General features: G+C 73.9%; 16 protein-coding genes. 8 read left to right on the top strand and 8 right to left on the bottom strand.

Annotation, left to right across the window (positions count from 1 at the left end):
• Nucleotides 1-338: 338 nt before the first annotated feature.
• Complete coding sequence (locus tag ACWEO5_RS16815) at nucleotides 339-2,708, top strand: Tex family protein (protein ID WP_452163083.1); 2,370 nt, start codon at nucleotides 339-341, stop codon at nucleotides 2,706-2,708.
• Nucleotides 2,709-2,753: 45 nt separating this feature from the next.
• Here the strand turns inward: ACWEO5_RS16815 and ACWEO5_RS16810 are convergent, their stop codons facing one another.
• The gene (locus tag ACWEO5_RS16810; protein WP_452163077.1) at nucleotides 2,754-3,317 is read right to left on the bottom strand and encodes an NUDIX domain-containing protein; all 564 of its coding nucleotides are present in this window, start codon (nucleotides 3,315-3,317) and stop codon (nucleotides 2,754-2,756) included.
• A 453-nt stretch (nucleotides 3,318-3,770) separates the two neighbouring features.
• On the opposite strand from ACWEO5_RS16810, the gene ACWEO5_RS16805 reads away from it, so the two are divergent.
• Entirely contained in the window at nucleotides 3,771-4,697 is a 927-nt protein-coding gene (locus tag ACWEO5_RS16805) for a hypothetical protein (RefSeq protein ID WP_452163076.1), read from the top strand.
• Between the two features lie 281 nt (nucleotides 4,698-4,978).
• Here ACWEO5_RS16805 and ACWEO5_RS16800 read toward each other — a convergent pair whose 3' ends face one another.
• Nucleotides 4,979-5,275: a hypothetical protein gene (locus ACWEO5_RS16800; RefSeq protein WP_452163075.1), complete on the bottom strand. Its 297-nt coding sequence runs from the start codon at nucleotides 5,273-5,275 to the stop codon at nucleotides 4,979-4,981.
• Between the two features lie 49 nt (nucleotides 5,276-5,324).
• Nucleotides 5,325-5,528 carry a hypothetical protein gene (locus ACWEO5_RS16795; protein ID WP_452163074.1) on the bottom strand — a complete coding sequence of 68 codons (204 nt, stop codon included), beginning with the start codon at nucleotides 5,526-5,528 and terminating at the stop codon, nucleotides 5,325-5,327.
• A gap of 218 nt (nucleotides 5,529-5,746) precedes the next feature.
• On the opposite strand from ACWEO5_RS16795, the gene ACWEO5_RS16790 reads away from it, so the two are divergent.
• From ACWEO5_RS16790 to ACWEO5_RS16780, 3 genes are all read left to right on the top strand, one after another.
• Nucleotides 5,747-6,577 carry a helix-turn-helix domain-containing protein gene (locus tag ACWEO5_RS16790; protein ID WP_452163073.1) on the top strand — a complete coding sequence of 277 codons (831 nt, stop codon included), beginning with the start codon at nucleotides 5,747-5,749 and terminating at the stop codon, nucleotides 6,575-6,577.
• A complete protein-coding gene (locus tag ACWEO5_RS16785; protein WP_452163072.1) occupies nucleotides 6,574-6,786 on the top strand; it encodes a DUF397 domain-containing protein in 213 nt (70 codons plus the stop codon). The genes ACWEO5_RS16790 and ACWEO5_RS16785 overlap by 4 nt, the downstream gene beginning before the upstream one ends.
• 204 nt (nucleotides 6,787-6,990) lie before the next feature.
• A complete protein-coding gene (locus tag ACWEO5_RS16780) occupies nucleotides 6,991-7,347 on the top strand; it encodes a hypothetical protein (RefSeq protein ID WP_452163071.1) in 357 nt (118 codons plus the stop codon).
• Nucleotides 7,348-7,514: 167 nt separating this feature from the next.
• On the opposite strand, the gene hemC is transcribed toward ACWEO5_RS16780, so the two are convergent.
• A complete protein-coding gene (gene hemC, locus ACWEO5_RS16775; RefSeq protein WP_452163070.1) occupies nucleotides 7,515-8,450 on the bottom strand; it encodes a hydroxymethylbilane synthase in 936 nt (311 codons plus the stop codon).
• Between the two features lie 75 nt (nucleotides 8,451-8,525).
• Between hemC and ACWEO5_RS16770 the strand changes: the two genes are divergently transcribed.
• Nucleotides 8,526-9,050 carry an AAA family ATPase gene (locus tag ACWEO5_RS16770; RefSeq protein WP_452163069.1) on the top strand — a complete coding sequence of 175 codons (525 nt, stop codon included), beginning with the start codon at nucleotides 8,526-8,528 and terminating at the stop codon, nucleotides 9,048-9,050.
• A 146-nt stretch (nucleotides 9,051-9,196) separates the two neighbouring features.
• Here the strand turns inward: ACWEO5_RS16770 and ACWEO5_RS16765 are convergent, their stop codons facing one another.
• Complete coding sequence (locus ACWEO5_RS16765) at nucleotides 9,197-9,829, bottom strand: FMN-dependent NADH-azoreductase (RefSeq protein ID WP_452163068.1); 633 nt, start codon at nucleotides 9,827-9,829, stop codon at nucleotides 9,197-9,199.
• Between the two features lie 162 nt (nucleotides 9,830-9,991).
• On the opposite strand from ACWEO5_RS16765, the gene ACWEO5_RS16760 reads away from it, so the two are divergent.
• A complete protein-coding gene (locus ACWEO5_RS16760; protein WP_452163067.1) occupies nucleotides 9,992-10,624 on the top strand; it encodes a TetR/AcrR family transcriptional regulator in 633 nt (210 codons plus the stop codon).
• Between the two features lie 48 nt (nucleotides 10,625-10,672).
• Here ACWEO5_RS16760 and ACWEO5_RS16755 read toward each other — a convergent pair whose 3' ends face one another.
• The 3 genes from ACWEO5_RS16755 to ACWEO5_RS16745 form a co-directional block, all read right to left on the bottom strand.
• On the bottom strand, nucleotides 10,673-11,269 hold the full coding sequence (locus ACWEO5_RS16755) for a GNAT family N-acetyltransferase (protein ID WP_452163066.1): 597 nt from the start codon (nucleotides 11,267-11,269) through the stop codon (nucleotides 10,673-10,675).
• Nucleotides 11,270-11,380: 111 nt separating this feature from the next.
• Nucleotides 11,381-12,058, bottom strand: coding sequence for a nitroreductase family protein (locus tag ACWEO5_RS16750; protein ID WP_344550737.1), 678 nt, complete (start codon nucleotides 12,056-12,058; stop codon nucleotides 11,381-11,383).
• A gap of 208 nt (nucleotides 12,059-12,266) precedes the next feature.
• Nucleotides 12,267-13,913 (bottom strand): ABC-F family ATP-binding cassette domain-containing protein, encoded by a 1,647-nt coding sequence (locus tag ACWEO5_RS16745; RefSeq protein WP_452163065.1) that lies wholly within the window; start codon nucleotides 13,911-13,913, stop codon nucleotides 12,267-12,269.
• Nucleotides 13,914-14,049: 136 nt separating this feature from the next.
• Here ACWEO5_RS16745 and ACWEO5_RS16740 point away from each other — a divergent pair, with 136 nt between their 5' ends.
• Nucleotides 14,050-15,045, top strand: coding sequence for an endonuclease/exonuclease/phosphatase family protein (locus ACWEO5_RS16740; RefSeq protein ID WP_452163064.1), 996 nt, complete (start codon nucleotides 14,050-14,052; stop codon nucleotides 15,043-15,045).
• The last annotated feature ends 5 nt before the right edge of the window (nucleotides 15,046-15,050 follow it).

Here is a 15,050-nt window from a genome sequence, read left to right as displayed (position 1 = left end):
CACCATGTCCTCCTGGGTGCTCGGGCCGGCCGGGCGCCCCGACGGGCCGTGCGCTCCGGCGGCCGGGCGGGCGGGCGAACCGTGCGGGCGGGCCGTGCCTGCGGGCGGGCCGGGCGGGGTCGCCGACGGCGCCCCGGACGTGGTCACAAAACAGCTGTTCGTCTCTCATATCAGACACGGCGGGCGGCCCCCGGGTCGCCCGTCGCGTGTCCCCCGACGTCCCCGGAACGCGCCACGCCCCCGGCGGCCACCCGGAGCACCCGGCCCGTGCCGGCCGGACCTGCCAGAATGCACGGGCGACACCGCAACCGTCAGAAGGGGTGACCGGCACCGTGACCATGCCCGTCGAACGCAAGATCGCCGAGGAGCTCGGCGTCCGCGAGAACCAGGTGCAGGCCGCCGTCGGCCTGCTCGACGGCGGTGCGACCGTGCCCTTCATCGCCCGGTACCGCAAGGAGGCCACCGGCGCCCTCGACGACACCCAGCTGCGCACCCTGGAGGAGCGGCTGCGCTACCTGCGCGAGCTGGAGGAGCGCCGCACCGCCGTCCTGGAGTCGATCGAGGCCCAGGGCAAGCTGGACGACGCGCTGCGCGCGCAGGTCCTCGCCGCCGACTCCAAGGCCCGGCTGGAGGACATCTACCTCCCGTACAAGCCCAAGCGGCGCACCAAGGCGCAGATCGCCCGCGAGGCCGGCCTCGAACCGCTCGCCGACACCCTGCTGAACGACCCCTCCCGGGACCCGGCCGCGCTCGCCGCGGCGTACCTGAACGAGCAGGTCGCCGACGCCCCCGCCGCGCTGGAGGGCGCCCGCGCGATCCTGGTCGAGCGCTTCGGCGAGGACGCCGACCTGGTCGGCTCGCTGCGCGAGCGGATGTGGACCCGCGGCCGGCTGGTCGCGAAGGTCCGCGACGGCAAGGAGCAGGACGGCGCCAAGTTCGCCGACTACTTCGACTTCGCCGAGCCGTACACCAGGCTGCCCTCGCACCGGATCCTGGCCATGCTGCGCGGCGAGAAGGAGGAGGTCCTCGACCTCGACCTCTCCCCGTTCGACGGCGAGCAGGAGGCCGACCTGCCCGGCGCGAGCGACTACGAGCAGCGGATCGCCGCCCGCTTCGGCATCGCCGACCGCGGCCGCCCCGCCGACAAGTGGCTCACCGACACCGTCCGCTGGGCCTGGCGCACCCGGATCCTGGTCCGGCTCGGCATCGACCTGCGGACCAGGCTGCGCGCCGAGGCCGAGGACGAGGCGGTCCGGGTCTTCGCCGCCAACCTGCGCGACCTGCTGCTCGCCGCCCCCGCCGGGACGCGCGCCACCATGGGCCTCGACCCGGGTTTCCGCACCGGCGTCAAGGTCGCCGTGGTGGATGCCACCGGCAAGGTCGTCGCGCACGAGACGATCTACCCGCACCAGCCCGCCAACAAGTGGGACGCCGCGCTCGCCGCGCTGGCCCGGCTGGCCCGTGAGCACCGGGTGGACCTGGTGGCGATCGGCAACGGCACCGCCTCCCGGGAGACCGACAAGCTCGCCGCCGACCTGATCGCGCGCCACCCCGAGCTGGGCCTCACCAAGGTGATGGTCAGCGAGGCCGGCGCGTCCGTCTACTCGGCCTCCGCGTTCGCCGCCCAGGAGCTGCCCGGCCTGGACGTCTCGATCCGCGGCGCCGTCTCGATCGCCCGCCGCCTGCAGGACCCGCTGGCCGAGCTGGTGAAGATCGACCCCAAGTCGATCGGCGTCGGCCAGTACCAGCACGACCTGAGCGAGCTCAAGCTCTCCCGCTCGCTGGACGCCGTGGTCGAGGACTGCGTCAACGCCGTCGGCGTCGACGTCAACACCGCCTCCGCGCCGCTGCTCACCCGGGTCTCCGGCATCACCGGCACGCTCGCCGACAACATCGTCGCCCACCGGGACGCCAACGGGCCGTTCCGCACCCGCAAGGCGCTCAAGGACGTCGCCCGGCTCGGCCCCAAGGCGTTCGAGCAGTGCGCGGGCTTCCTGCGGATCCCCGGCGGCGACGACCCGCTGGACGCCTCGGCGGTCCACCCCGAGGCGTACCCGGTGGTGCGCCGGATCCTCGCCGCCACCGGCGGGCAGCTCGGCGAACTGATCGGCAACGGCCAGGTGCTGCGCTCGCTGCGGCCCGGCGACTTCGCCGACGGCACCTTCGGCGTGCCGACCGTCACCGACATCCTCGGCGAGCTCGACAAGCCCGGCCGCGACCCGCGCCCCGCCTTCCGGACCGCCACCTTCAAGGACGGCGTCGAGAAGATCTCCGACCTGGAGGTCGGCATGGTCCTGGAGGGCGTGGTCACCAACGTCGCCGCGTTCGGCGCCTTCGTCGACATCGGCGTCCACCAGGACGGCCTGGTGCACGTCTCCGCGCTGTCGAAGAACTTCGTCAAGGACCCGCGCGAGGTGGTCAAGCCCGGCGACATCGTCCGCGCCAAGGTCACCACCGTCGACGTCCCGCGCAAGCGGATCGGCCTGACCCTGCGCCTCGACGACGACACCACCCCGGGCTCCGGCTCCCGCTCGGGCTCCGGCTCGGGCTCCGGCTCGGGCTCCGGCGGCGGTGGCAACCGCCGTGAGCAGTCCGCCCGCCGCGACTCCCGCCCCCCGCGCCAGGACCGCCGCCCGAACAACGCCCCGCCCGCCCCCGCCAACTCGGCCATGGCCGACGCCCTCCGCCGGGCCGGCCTGGGCAAGTAGCGCCGCTGCCGCGGCGGTCGGGCCCCGAGGGGCTCGGCCGCCCGGTCAGCCGGTGCGGGACTCCACGGCGAGCGCGACGAGTTCGGGCCACCAGGGCTCGCGGTGGTGGGCCAGCAGCCGCTGGGCCTCCTCGGGGGCGACGGGGCGGACCTCGACCACCTGCTCGCCGTCCTCCGGGTTGGTGGGGGCGGAGTCGACCAGGACGTCCGCCCAGCCCCAGAGCCACGCCTTGACCGGGTGCGGCTGCCAGGGGCGGTAGGGGACGGAGCCCTCGCTGACGGCGAGGTGGTGGCCGATCCAGGTGGGCGGGCCGAGCAGCCGGGCCCCGGCCTCCTCGCGCAACTCGCGCTCCAGGCAGGACTCCACGCTCTCGGCGGCCTCCCGGGTGCCGCCGGGCAGGAACCAGTGGCCGCGGGCGTCCAGGCACAGGACGACCCGGCCCTCGGCGAAGCCGACCAGGTGGATGTTGGTGATCAGCTCGTCCGGTGGCAGGTCGGTGCTGAACTGGGCGTCGATGCCGCCCCACTCCCAGCGCTGCGGCGCGTGCAGGGCCGGGTACCGGGCCGCCAGTTCGGCGCTGTCGCTTGCTCTGCGTGTGGTGTCCGTCATTGATCGATCGTAGTCCTGGGCGCTCCCGAACGGACCCGGATGGTCAACAAAGCGGACGAAACGTCACCCGCCCGTGGCGGACCGTCAACCAGCGGCGCCGGTCGTTCACCTGGCCGCGCACCCGGTGCGGCAGCGGGCGCGCGGGGGGCGTCGGGTGCGTCGGTGCTCCGCCACCGGACGGGCACCGGTCCGTTGCCGGGCTGTCGCAGGGATCGGCTAGAGTCCGCGAGGAAATATGAGAACGGTACGAGATGAGGAATCGGCGCATTCCGTCGGCCGGGTCCTCCGACCGACGAGAGGCGCGGCCGTGGCGCCGGAAGGCCCCGACGCACTCCGTCCGAAGCCGTTCGCAGTCCCAGTGAAGTCCGTCCGGCCCTGGAGAACCACCGGGCCGGACACCAGCCGGGCGCGGAGACACCGCACCCGGACGTTCCCCAGGGGGAGAAGAACCACATGCTCAAGACCGGACGCACGTTCCTCGCCGCCACCGCCGTCGTGCTCGCCCTGACCGCGACCGGTTGCGGCAGCAAGGGGGCCGACGGCAACGGCCCCGCGGTGGCCAGCAGCAAGGGCGGCGACTCGGGGACCAAGAACTCCGGCACGCAGAACGACAGCGCCCTCGACCCCGCCGCGCTGCTCAAGCTCGTCGGCGAGAAGACCTCCGCGGCCAAGTCCGCCAAGGTCGAGATCACCAACGACAGCGCCAACATGCAGGTCACCATGAAGGGCGCCATCTCCTGGCAGAACGGCCTCCAGGGCGAGCTGAGCGGCAAGGCCGGCGGCGAGGCGGCCAAGTCGCTCGCCGAGGCCGGCAGCGACGGCAACATGACCATCCGCTACCTCACCGAAGCGATGTACGTGAACATGGGCGACGGGATGGCCGCCCAGCTCGGTGGCGCCCACTGGATCAAGTACGGCTACGAGGACCTCGCCAAGGTGATGGGCGCGGCCGGCGACAGCCTCAAGAACCAGCTGCAGAAGGCCGACCCGGTCTCCTCGGTGCGCGCCCTGATCGCCTCCGGCAAGGTCACCAAGAGCGGCACGGACACGGTCGACGGCGCCCCGGCCACCAAGTACGCCGGTGACTTCAACCTGACCGACCTCACCGGCGCCAACGCCAAGGACATCACCCAGGACCAGATCGACGCCCTGCAGAAGCAGCTCGACGCCGCCGGGATCACCACCGAGCACATCGAGGTCTGGATCAACGCCGACAACCTGCTGGTGAAGAAGGTCGAGAAGTTCGACAGCAAGGCCGGCCCGGTCACCACGACGGCCGTCTACAGCGACTACGGCACCTCGGTCACCGCCACCGCGCCGAAGGCCGGCGACACCGTCGACTTCGCCGACCTGATGCAGGGCGCCCAGGCCGGTTCCTGACCGTCCGGCACCCTCCCGCCGCCACCGGGGGACGAACCGGCCCGGCCGACCGCGCTTACTGACTGTGGGGGAGCGCGACGGCCGGGCCGTGTGGGGGTTGTTTCTCAACTGCCGCCCCGGAAGGCGGTTTTCGAACATCGTGCGCGGAGCGGCCGAGCCGTTCCGTGCACTCAAAATGCCCGCCCGGCCGAGGCCAGTCAAGCGTTCCCCGCCCACTTGAGCTGCCCTTAAGGCTCTCTTCGCCGACAGCACTGGTGCCGCACCCGAACACCCCGCCGACCTCAACGTCCTTCCGGCGGCGGGTCGGTGCGGATCTCGCTCCAGACGGTTTCGCGGGCGGTGCCGTTGTTGCGGGAGGGCGGGGAGTAGGTGTGTCCCCAGCGGTCGCCGAGGGCGAGGGCTTTCAGGACGGCCAGGTGGTCGTCGGTGCCGTGGGGGCGGGTGATGGCGAGTTCGACGCGGTAGCCGGTGGGGGTGGTGGTGAGGGTTGCGTCGGTGCCGCCGGCGCGGGAGAGCTGTTCGGCGAGGTGCCGGGCGCGTTGCTGCGGGTCGTCGTCGTGGTGGTCGTGGTCGGTCATGGGCGCGTGGTGGCGGGGAGGTCGGTGTGGAGCACGTGGGTCCTTTCGGTCAGGCCGCGTCGTCGTGGGCGGCGGTGGCGGCAGCACAGCGGGGGCAGCGGCAGGCGGGCCAGGTGAGGGCCGAGACCAGGGGCAGGTGGAGGTCCTCGTCGGAGGTGCAGGAGGAGACCTGCACCCGGCTGCCGTCGGGCCGCACGGTGTAGACCCGGATGGTCAACTTCGCCGCCGCAGTGGGGTATCGGTGATCGGGCATGGTTCATGTACCTCGTGGGTGATGTTGCGCGGGGGCGCGAAAGGGTGCCCGCGCCCTCCGTGGACGGTCCATGGCCGAACGCGCGCCGGGGGCGTACCCCGAGAGCCGGTCACCGTCCGCTTCTTTCTGCCTTCTGTGCGTCACAAGCATCGGCAGAAACGGCTACGCTCACCAGTACCTGCCCGGTGACGCTTCCGTCGAGTTAAGGAGTTGGGGCCGTGCGTGACGATCAGGAAATTGACAGCACGTCATCTCCCGCCCTGCGATTCGGGGAAGAACTCCGCAGGTCAAGAAGGGCACGCGGCTGGTCCCAGCTCGACGCGGGCGCGCGCATGGGCTACTCGGGCGGCCTGCTGTCGTACGTGGAAAGAGGGAAGAAGCCCGTAACTCTTAACCTCGCAGTCAGGGCCGATCAGGTGTTCGGGACCGGCGAGCGGTTCCAGCAGCTCTGGCGGCAGTACTCCAACGCCAGCCTGCTGGAGGGCTTCGCGGAGTTCACGGCGGCGGAGGCCCGGTGCCAGCGGCTGCGGACCTTCGAACTCGGAGTGATACCGGGCCTGTTCCAGACCCCGGCCTACGTGACCGCGCTCGCGGCGGCGGCCGTCCAGCGCGGGAGCATCACCCAGGAGCAGGCCGATGCCCGGGTCGCTTTCCTGGCGACGCGTCAAGAACTGCTGACCCGGGCGAACCCGCCCTTCATCCACGCCGTCCTGGACGAGAGCTGCATCCTGCGCTCGGTGGGTGGGAGGGCGGTCATGGCCGACCAGCTGAGGCACCTGGAGGAGCTGGCTTCGCTGCCTCATGTCACCGTGCAGATCGCCCCGTTCGACATCGGCGAACGGGCGCCGTTCAGGATGTCGCTGGTACTGCTGGACCTTCCCGGCCGGGTGGTGGTCGGCTACGCGGAATCCCAGGCCCGAGGGCATCTGGAGCGCAGCCGGGAGACGGTTTCCACCTGGTCCAGGGAGTACGATCTGCTCCAGGTGGAGTCCCTGTCTACGGTCGCTTCACTCGCCAGGGCCCGGGCTCTCAGGAAGGAATTCTCATGACCGACATCGGCCTGTCCGAGGTGCGCTGGATGAAGTCCACGTACAGCGACAACGGCGGCAACTGCGTCGAGGTCGCCCCGGCCGCTTCGCCGAGCCACCTGCCGGTCCGTGACTCCAAGGACCCGCAGGGACCGGCGCTGTTCTTCACCAAGGCCGGGTTCGCCTCCTTCGTCGCTGCCGTCAAGGCCGGCGAGTTCGGCGAGGTCTGATCCCCCGGAGCGACACGAAGCCCTGCGGTCGGCTCAACGCCCCGGCCCGCGGGGCTTCTTGCTGTCCGGGGGCGGGCCGGTGGGCCGCGCAGTTTCGGGAAGCGCCCGGCTGCTGCCGCGCCGGGAACTACTCTCGGTTCCGCCGTGGAACCGCACCACTGGATCTCGGCGCTGTCGAGCGCCGCCTGACGAGGGAGCACCTACATGACCGACGACGGCCGGATCTTCCGTGAGGCGTGGATCGCCGGCGTGCGCAGGCACTTCCCGGGGGAGCCGAAGCCCGGCTACGTCGCGCCCTGGAAGCAGACGCCGGAGTGGGAGCGGGAGTGTGCCGCCGCCGTCTACGGGCAGGTGCGGGACTTCGTCGTGGTGAGTGCCGGTCACACCGCGAAGCTGAGCCGCGAGCAGAAGGGGCGGTTCGTGGCGGTGTGCTGGACCGCGCAGATCCACAAGCACATCGAGGCGCCGAAGCCGGGCTACGTCGCGGACTGGGACGACCTGCCGAAGTGGCAGCAGGAGACCGACGCGGACATTTTCGAGGCCATCGAACGCCACCTCTGACACCACCGCCGGGCGGATGGCTCCGGGGCCGGTCATGGGGTCGGGCGGCCGGTCCGGTGAGGTCGGCGGTTCGTACGGCTCGGCGACGGCGTACCTGCTCGCAGCTCCGGTCTGCCGCGTCAGGAGCGGGTGCCGCGGGTTCCTCCTTGCCCGGGGCGCGGCGGCGGTCAGTGCGGGATGGCGGAGATGAGTTCGGTGGCGCCGGCCCGCTTGAGGGTCAGGGCGACGGAGGTGCCGAGGTCCTCGGGGGAGAGCGGGCCCGCCCATTCGTGGGCCTTGAGGACGCGCTTGCCGTCGGGGGTGAAGACGTGGCCGCGGAGGGAGAGGGTGCCGTCGGGTTCGGCCTTGGCGTGGCCGGCGATGGGGGAGTTGCAGTGGCCCTGCAGGACGTGCAGGAACATGCGTTCGGCGGCGGCCTCGCGCCAGGTGTCGTGGTGGCCGAGCCCGGAGACGGTGTCGATGGTGCGGGTGTCGTCCTCGCGGCACTGCAGGGCGAGGATCCCGGCGCCGATCGGCGGGCACATCGCCTCGACGGTGAGGACCTCGCTGATCCGGTCGGCGGCGCCGATCCGCTCCAGGCCGGAGACGGCCAGTAGCAGGGCGTCGGCCTGGCCGGCGTCGAGCTTGGCGAGGCGGCTGTTGGCGTTGCCGCGGATCGGGACGGTCTCCAGGTGCGGGTGGGAGACCGCGAGTTGGGCGATCCGGCGGACCGAGGAGGTGCCGATCCGGGAGCCGGGCGGGAGCTGGTCGAGGGTCAGGCCGCCGGGGTGGACCAGGGCGTCGCGGATGTCGTCGCGCCGCAGGTGGGCGGCGAAGGTGGTGCCGGCCGGCAGCGGGCGGTCGGCCGGGACGTCCTTGAGGCAGTGCACGGCGAGGTCGGCCGTGCCGTCCAGCAGGGCCTGGTCGACCTCCTTGGTGAAGGCGCCCTTGCCGCCGAGCACGGCCAGGTCGCCCGGCCAGCGGTCGCCGGAGGTGGTGACGGGCACCACCTCGGTCCGGATCCCCGGGTGGAGCGCGGCCAGTTCGGCGCGGACGCGTTCCACCTGGGCGAGTGCCATCGGGGAGGAGCGGGAGACGATGCGGACCAACTCGGTTGAGGGCATGCCGAGATGATAGGTCGTCTTACGCGCGGCGCCGGAACGGGACGGGCCGCCCGGGCGGGGCGTAGCGTGGGCCGGGTGATCGTATGGCTGAACGGGACCCACGGCGCGGGCAAGACGACGACCGGCACGCACGTGCAGCGGCTGCTGCCGGACTCCCGGGTGCTGGACGCCGAGAAGGTCGGCGAGACGCTGATGGACATCAGGCCGGGGCTGCCCGGGACGGACAACTTCCAGCACTGGCCGCCGTGGCGTCCGCTGGTGGTGGAGACGGCCCGCCGGGTGCTCGACTACGCGGGCGGCACGCTGGTGATGCCGATGACCGTCCTGGTCGAGGAGTACTGGCGGGAGATCAGCGGAGGCCTGGCCGGGTACGGGATCCCGGTGCGGCACTTCGTGCTGCACGCCGACCGGGAGACCCTCCGGCGGCGGATCGCGGGGGACACCGTCACCGGCCCGGACTCCCCGTTCCGGCTCAGACACCTGGAGCCCTACGCGCGGGCGGCCCGCGACTGGCTGCACACCGAGGCGGAGGTGGTCGACACCACGCACCTCACGCCGGCGCAGGCCGCCGGGCGGATCGTGGCCGCGCTGGGGCAGTGAACCGGCCGGGCTGCCGGGCTGCCGGGCGGTCGGGCTGCCGGGAGCGCGGCCGGGAACGGCGGAGGGCGCCGGCGGCGGGTGGCCGTCGGCGCCCTTCCGGGGCGGTCGCGCGGGTGCTCGCGCGGCTGGTCAGCTCGCGCGGCTGGTCAGGCGCGGACCAGGCCCTTGCCGGCGGCGGACGCGGCGTCCAGGGCCTGGGCGTGGTACTCGGCGGCCAGGCCGCGCAGGCTCTCCATCGCGGGGTTGACGGCGGCGAGGGTCAGCTCGCGGCGGATGGTGGTGAGGTCGGCGCCCCAGACGTCGCGCAGGATGCGCTCGATGTACGGGGTGGAGTGGTCCCAGCCCTCGCGGGGGGTGCCGGGGGCGAAGCCGCCGCCGAGCGAGGTGACCAGGACGACCGGCTTGTCCTTGAGGAGTTCGGCGGTCGGGCCGGCGCCCGCGATGACCAGGTCGACCCAGGTCTTGAAGTGCTGGGAGACGCCCCAGTTGTAGAGCGGGACGGCGATGATCGCGGCGTCGGCGGCGCGCAGCTCCTCGGCGAGGGAGGCGCCGAGCGCGGCGGCCTCCTGCTGCTCGGGGGTGCGCTGGTCCTCGGGGGTGAAGCCGGCCAGGGCGGCGGTGGCCCAGATGTCGCCGGGCAGCGGGTCGGTGCCCAGGTTGCGGCGGGTGACGGTGCCCTCGGGGTGGGCGGCGGTCCACTCGGCCTCGGCGGTGTTGGCGAGCTCGGCGCTGGTGGAGGCGCCGGGCATGATGCTGGCGTCCAGGCGGAACAGGTTCATGACAGTACTCCTCGGTTCGCGCCTCGCCGGGAGGGCGGTGGGCACGGGTGGGCGCGGTTCGGGCGCGCGGACGGGCACGGCGGGGCGGGGGCGGGCCCAGTGGGCACCGCCTCGACGTAAACGGACTTTACCCCGTTTCTCCCGCCGGGTAAATTGGCGCCCATGGACAGCCCCCTGGTCCCCTTCGGCAGACCCCCCACCGAGCGCGCGGACGCGGCCCGCAACCGCGAGGTGCTGCTCTGCACCGCCCGCGCGATGATCGCCGAACTCGGGGCGGACCACGTCACCATGGACGGGCTCGCCGAGCGCGCCGGACTGGGCAAGGGCACCGTCTTCCGCCGCTTCGGCACCCGGGCCGGGATCTTCCGCGCCCTGCTCGACGCCGAGGAGCGGCGCTTCCAGTGCGAGGTGCTGTCCGGCCCGCCCCCGCTCGGCCCCGGCGGCGACCCCGTCGACCGGCTGATCGCCTACGGCCGCGCCCGCACCCGCTTCCTGCTGGAGCGCCACGAGATCGCCCGCGCCTCGTTCGAGCGCAAGGGCCCCGTCCCGCCCGCGGTCGGCCCGAACTTCTCCGGCCCGCACATCCGGATGCTGCTCGCCCAGGCCGCCCTGGGCCTGCCCGACCTGGACACCCTCTCGCTCCAGCTCGCCAGCGCGCTGGAGGGCCCCGCGCTGCTCTTCCTGGTCGCCGACCTGCCCCCCGGGGGCCGGGCCGCCGGGTGCGCCGAGGACGACCTGGGCACCCTGCTCGCGGACGGCTGGCAGACCCTGGTCGAACGGATCGCCCGCCGCTGACGGCCCCCGGGCCCGACGCCCGTGACGCCGGGCCGGGGCGAGCGGGCGTCAGAGGCCGGACGTCACCCAGATCATCTTCCGGCCGGTCTCGGCGGGGGCGATCGGAGCCTCCTGGTCGATCCGGTCCAGGACGTAGCCGAGCTTGCGGGGGACGGCGGCGCTGGCCGCGTTCGACTCGTCGCAGTGGATCTCGGCGCGGCTGATGCCGGGCAGCGCCAGCGCGGCACCCGTCAGGGCGCGGGCGGCGGCGGTGGCCAGGCCCCGGCCGGTGTGCTCGTGGTGCACCCAGTAGCCGACCTCCAGCGCGCCGGGGCCGAGCCGGCTGTGCAGGCCGAAGGCGCCGATCACCACCGCCGGATCCGCGTCCAGGCCCAGCAGGTACAGGAAGTCGGTGCCCCGCTCCCAGGCCGCCTCGCCGCGCACCGACAGCTCCTCGCTCTCCGCCAGGGTCGGCGCGTGCTGCGCCCAGGGCATCCACGGGCTCAGGTGGGCGAGGTTGGCGTTCACCGCGGCGTTCAGCGCGGCGGCGTCCGCCAGCGTGCGGCGGCGCAGGTGCGCGCCGCCGCCCACCGGCAGCAGCTCGGGCGGGCGGCCCGCGGTGACCGGTGGCACAGAGTTGTCGGGCGTGTCGGCGGAGTGACTCATGGACGGAGTATGGGCCATACACGACCGTTCCCACCAGCGGATATCCGCACCGCTACCCTTGCGCTTCGCCGCCGGGCGCCGCCGCCCGCGATCACGCTCCGCGGTCGACCGTCAGAGCCGCACCATCACCTCGTCCAGCGGCTTGCGCTCCAGGTCCGGCACCCGGGCGTCCTCAGCGGGGTAGCCGACCGGGATGACGTACGCGGCGCGCTCCTCCGGCGGGCGGTCGCAGACCTCGTTCAGGAAGCGCATCGGGCTCGGCGTGTGGGTCAGCGTGGCCAGGCCGGCCTGGTGCAGGGCGGAGAGCAGGAAGCCGACGGCGATGCCCACCGACTCCTTGGTGTAGTACGGGCGCGGCGAGTTCGGGCCCTTGTGCACCTCGAACACCACGATCACCGCGGGCGCGTCCTCCAGGAACGGCTTGCGCCAGTCGGTGCCGATCGGGGCCAGCGCCGCCAGCCACTCCTCGGACGCCCGGTGGGCGTAGAACTCCCGCTCCTCCGCCTCGGCGGCCTCCCGCAGCCGCCGCTTGCGCTCCGGATCGGTGACCACCACGAACCGCCACGGCTGCACGTGCGCGCCGCTCGGCGCGGTCGCCGCCGTCCGCACCGCCCACTCCAGCACCCCCTCGGGCAGCGGACGGGTCGAGTAGTCGCGCACGGTGCGGCGCTGGTCCATCACGCGGTGGAACTCCCGGCAGCGGTCGGCCGCCTCGTCGGCGGGGACGCTCATCGGGTGCAGCGGCGTCGTCGGGTGCGACGGCGCGCGGGAGGGGTCACGGTCAGCCATGCGCGCCACCCCAGCACGCCGGACGCCCCGGCGGAAGGGGCCGGGGCGCGGTCGGCGAAAACCGGCAAGCGGGCGGCCGGGGAGAACCGGCGAGCGGGCGGCCGGGGAGAACCGGCGAGCGGGCGGCCGGGGAGAACCGGCGAGCGGGCGGCCGGGGAGAACCGGCGAGCGGGCGGTCGGCGGAAACCGGCGGGGAGCGCGCGGCGGCCTACAGTTCGGTGACCCGGCCGTCCGCGACCACCAGCCGCCGGTTCACCTGCACGGCCTCCAGCATCCGCCGGTCGTGGGTGACCAGCAGCAGGGTGCCGGTGTACGAGGCGAGCGCCGACTCCAACTGCTCGATCGCGGGCAGGTCCAGGTGGTTGGTCGGCTCGTCCAGCACCAGCAGGTTCACCCCGCGGCCCTGGAGCAGCGCCAGCGCCGCCCTGGTCCGCTCGCCCGGGGAGAGCGTCCCGGCCGGGCGCATCACGTGCACCGCCTTCAGGCCGAACTTGGCCAGCAGGGTGCGCACGTCCTCCGGGTTCAGCTCCGGCACGGCCGCCGCGAACGCCTCCAGCAGCGGACGCCCGGCGTCGCCGCCGAACAGGTGCCCGCGGGCCTGCTCCACCTCGCCGACCAGCACGCCCGAACCCAGCGACGCCGAGCCCGAGTCCAGTTCCAGCCGGCCGAGCAGCGCCGCCAGCAGCGTCGACTTGCCCGCGCCGTTCGCGCCGGTGATCGCCACCCGGTCCGCCCAGTCGACCTGCAGGTCCACCGGGCCGAACGCGAAGTCCCCGCGCCGGGCGGCCGCCCGGCGCAGCGTCGCCACCACCGAGCCGGAGCGCGGCGCGGCGGCGATCTCCATCCGCAGCTCCCACTCCTTGCGGGGCTCCTCCACCACGTCCAGCCGCTCGATCATCCGCTGGGTCTGCCGGGCCTTCGCGGCCTGCTTCTCGGTCGACTCGGCGCGCTGCGCCCGGGCCTTCTTGTCGTTGTCGCCGCCCTTGCGGCGGGCGTTGCGGACGCCGTGCTCCATCCAGTTGCGCTGCATCTGGGCGCGCGCCTCCAGGCCGGACTTGGTGTCCGCGTACTCCTCGTACTGCTCGCGGGCGTGCCGCCGGGAGACCGCCCGCTCCTCCAGGTACGCCTCGTAGCCGCCGCCGTACAGGTTCACCTGGCCCTGGTGCAGGTCGAGTTCGAGGACCCGGGTGACGGTGCGGGCCAGGAACTCGCGGTCGTGGCTGATCAGCACGGTGCCCGCGCGCAGGCCCTTCACGAACGCCTCCAGGCGCTCCAGGCCGTCCAGGTCCAGGTCGTTGGTGGGCTCGTCCAGCAGGAACACGTCGTAGCGCGACAGCAGCAGCGAGGCCAGGCCCGCCCGGGCCGCCTGGCCGCCGGAGAGCGCCGTCATCGGCAGGTCCAGCGAGACCCTCAGGCCCAGCGAGTCGGCGACCTCCTCGGCCCGCTCCTCCAGGTCCGCGCCGCCCAGCTCCAGCCAGCGGTCCAGGCCCGCCGCGTACGCGTCGTCCGCGCCCGGACGGCCCTCCACCAGGCCCTCGGTGGCCTCGTCCAGCGCCGCCTGCGCCGCCGCGACGCCGGTGCGCCGGGCCAGGAAGTCGCGCACCGACTCGCCCTCGCGGCGCTCCGGTTCCTGCGGCAGGTGGCCGACGTTCGCGGTCGGCGGGCTCAGCTTGAGGCTGCCGCCCTCCGGGGCGTCCAGCCCGGCCAGCAGCCGCAGCAGGGTGGACTTCCCGGCGCCGTTCACCCCGACCAGCCCGATCACGTCCCCGGGGGCGACGACCAGGTCCAGCCCGGAGAACAGCGTGCGCTCACCGTGGCCGGCGGCGAGGTCCTTGACGACGAGAGTGGCAGTCATGATGACCACGATTCTAGGCGGCGCCGCGACGCCCCCCGGACGGGCGGGGGACGGCGGGCCCGGGACCGTGGTCGGCACGCCCCCGCGGTGAAGTTACGCTGGTCGCCGTCACCGTTCAGCGTTCCGGGGGGATGCCGTGCCGCCCTACAGCACCAGTGTTCCGCGGGCGCGCCGCCGCCTGCGGTTGGTCCTGGGCGCGGCGGCGGGCGCGCTGCTGCTCGGTCTGGTGCCCGCGGTGCGGCACGACGCGGAGGCGATGGTCGGCGAGGGCGGCCCGGCCGGCCCGGTCGGGCCGGTCGGGCCCCGGCTGACGGTGGCCACCTGGAACATGTGCGGGGAAGTCGCCTGGGGCTGCGGCAAGTACGGCGGCGGCGAGCAGAAGGCCGAGGCGCTGCGCTCGCTGGCGGTGGACCACGGGGTGCGGGCGGTGCTGGTGCAGGAGGCGTGCCGGGGAGACCTGGAGCGGGCCCGGGCCGGGCTCGGCGCCGACTGGCAGCTCGCCTTCCAGCCGTACGCGGAGGTGGACGACGCGGGCGCCGCCGCCCCGGTGGACTGCGGCGACGGCCGGGGCCAGGCCGGCATCGGCATCCTGGCGGCGGCCCCGCTCACGGACGTCTCCCCGGTCGCCGCGCCCCAGCCCGAGCACGGCCTGCGCCGCGGCATCCTGTGCGCCACCGCCACCAGTACGGCCGCTTCCCCGACGGCCCCGGCCTCCCCGGGCGCCGCGTCCGGCGGCGGCCTGCGGCTGTGCGTCGCGCACCTCTCGCTGCCGCCCGCCGACCGGTCCGACCGCGCCGCGGAACTCCGCGACGACCAGCTGGCGGCGCTGCTCGCCGCCGGGACGGCCGGGGCGCCGGGCACGGCCGGCTCGGTGTTCGGCGGCGACTTCAACTCCTCGCCGCCGGGCCAGAACGGCAGGGACGCCTGGATCTGGCCCGCCGCCTACTTCGACACCGTCCGGGAGTGCGCCCAGCAGGAGCCGGACCAGCGCTCCGGCTTCGCGCCCACCCACCAGAACGGGCGCAAGCTGGACTACCTGTTCACCGCGCTGCCCCGGCACGGCTGCCACCAGGTGGACACCGGTCTCTCCGACCACCGGGCGGAGCTGCTCACCGTCACCGCCGCGCTCTGACGGAC

Source organism: Kitasatospora sp. NPDC004272 (genome assembly GCF_053603035.1).
Note: the sequence above shows the minus strand (reverse complement) of the source record. Positions and strands in the feature narration are given on the sequence as shown.

Excerpts from the sequence above, each read along its gene's own strand:
- ACWEO5_RS16815 (WP_452163083.1), top strand. The coding sequence starts at position 339 with ATGCCCGTCGAACGCAAGATCGCCGAGGAGCTCGGCGTCCGCGAGAAC.
- ACWEO5_RS16810 (WP_452163077.1), bottom strand. The coding sequence starts at position 3,317 with ATGACGGACACCACACGCAGAGCAAGCGACAGCGCCGAACTGGCGGCC.
- ACWEO5_RS16805 (WP_452163076.1), top strand. The coding sequence starts at position 3,771 with ATGCTCAAGACCGGACGCACGTTCCTCGCCGCCACCGCCGTCGTGCTC.
- ACWEO5_RS16800 (WP_452163075.1), bottom strand. The coding sequence starts at position 5,275 with ATGACCGACCACGACCACCACGACGACGACCCGCAGCAACGCGCCCGG.
- ACWEO5_RS16795 (WP_452163074.1), bottom strand. The coding sequence starts at position 5,528 with ATGCCCGATCACCGATACCCCACTGCGGCGGCGAAGTTGACCATCCGG.
- ACWEO5_RS16785 (WP_452163072.1), top strand. The coding sequence starts at position 6,574 with ATGACCGACATCGGCCTGTCCGAGGTGCGCTGGATGAAGTCCACGTAC.
- ACWEO5_RS16780 (WP_452163071.1), top strand. The coding sequence starts at position 6,991 with ATGACCGACGACGGCCGGATCTTCCGTGAGGCGTGGATCGCCGGCGTG.
- hemC (WP_452163070.1), bottom strand. The coding sequence starts at position 8,450 with ATGCCCTCAACCGAGTTGGTCCGCATCGTCTCCCGCTCCTCCCCGATG.
- ACWEO5_RS16765 (WP_452163068.1), bottom strand. The coding sequence starts at position 9,829 with ATGAACCTGTTCCGCCTGGACGCCAGCATCATGCCCGGCGCCTCCACC.
- ACWEO5_RS16760 (WP_452163067.1), top strand. The coding sequence starts at position 9,992 with ATGGACAGCCCCCTGGTCCCCTTCGGCAGACCCCCCACCGAGCGCGCG.
- ACWEO5_RS16755 (WP_452163066.1), bottom strand. The coding sequence starts at position 11,269 with ATGAGTCACTCCGCCGACACGCCCGACAACTCTGTGCCACCGGTCACC.
- ACWEO5_RS16750 (WP_344550737.1), bottom strand. The coding sequence starts at position 12,058 with ATGGCTGACCGTGACCCCTCCCGCGCGCCGTCGCACCCGACGACGCCG.
- ACWEO5_RS16745 (WP_452163065.1), bottom strand. The coding sequence starts at position 13,913 with ATGACTGCCACTCTCGTCGTCAAGGACCTCGCCGCCGGCCACGGTGAG.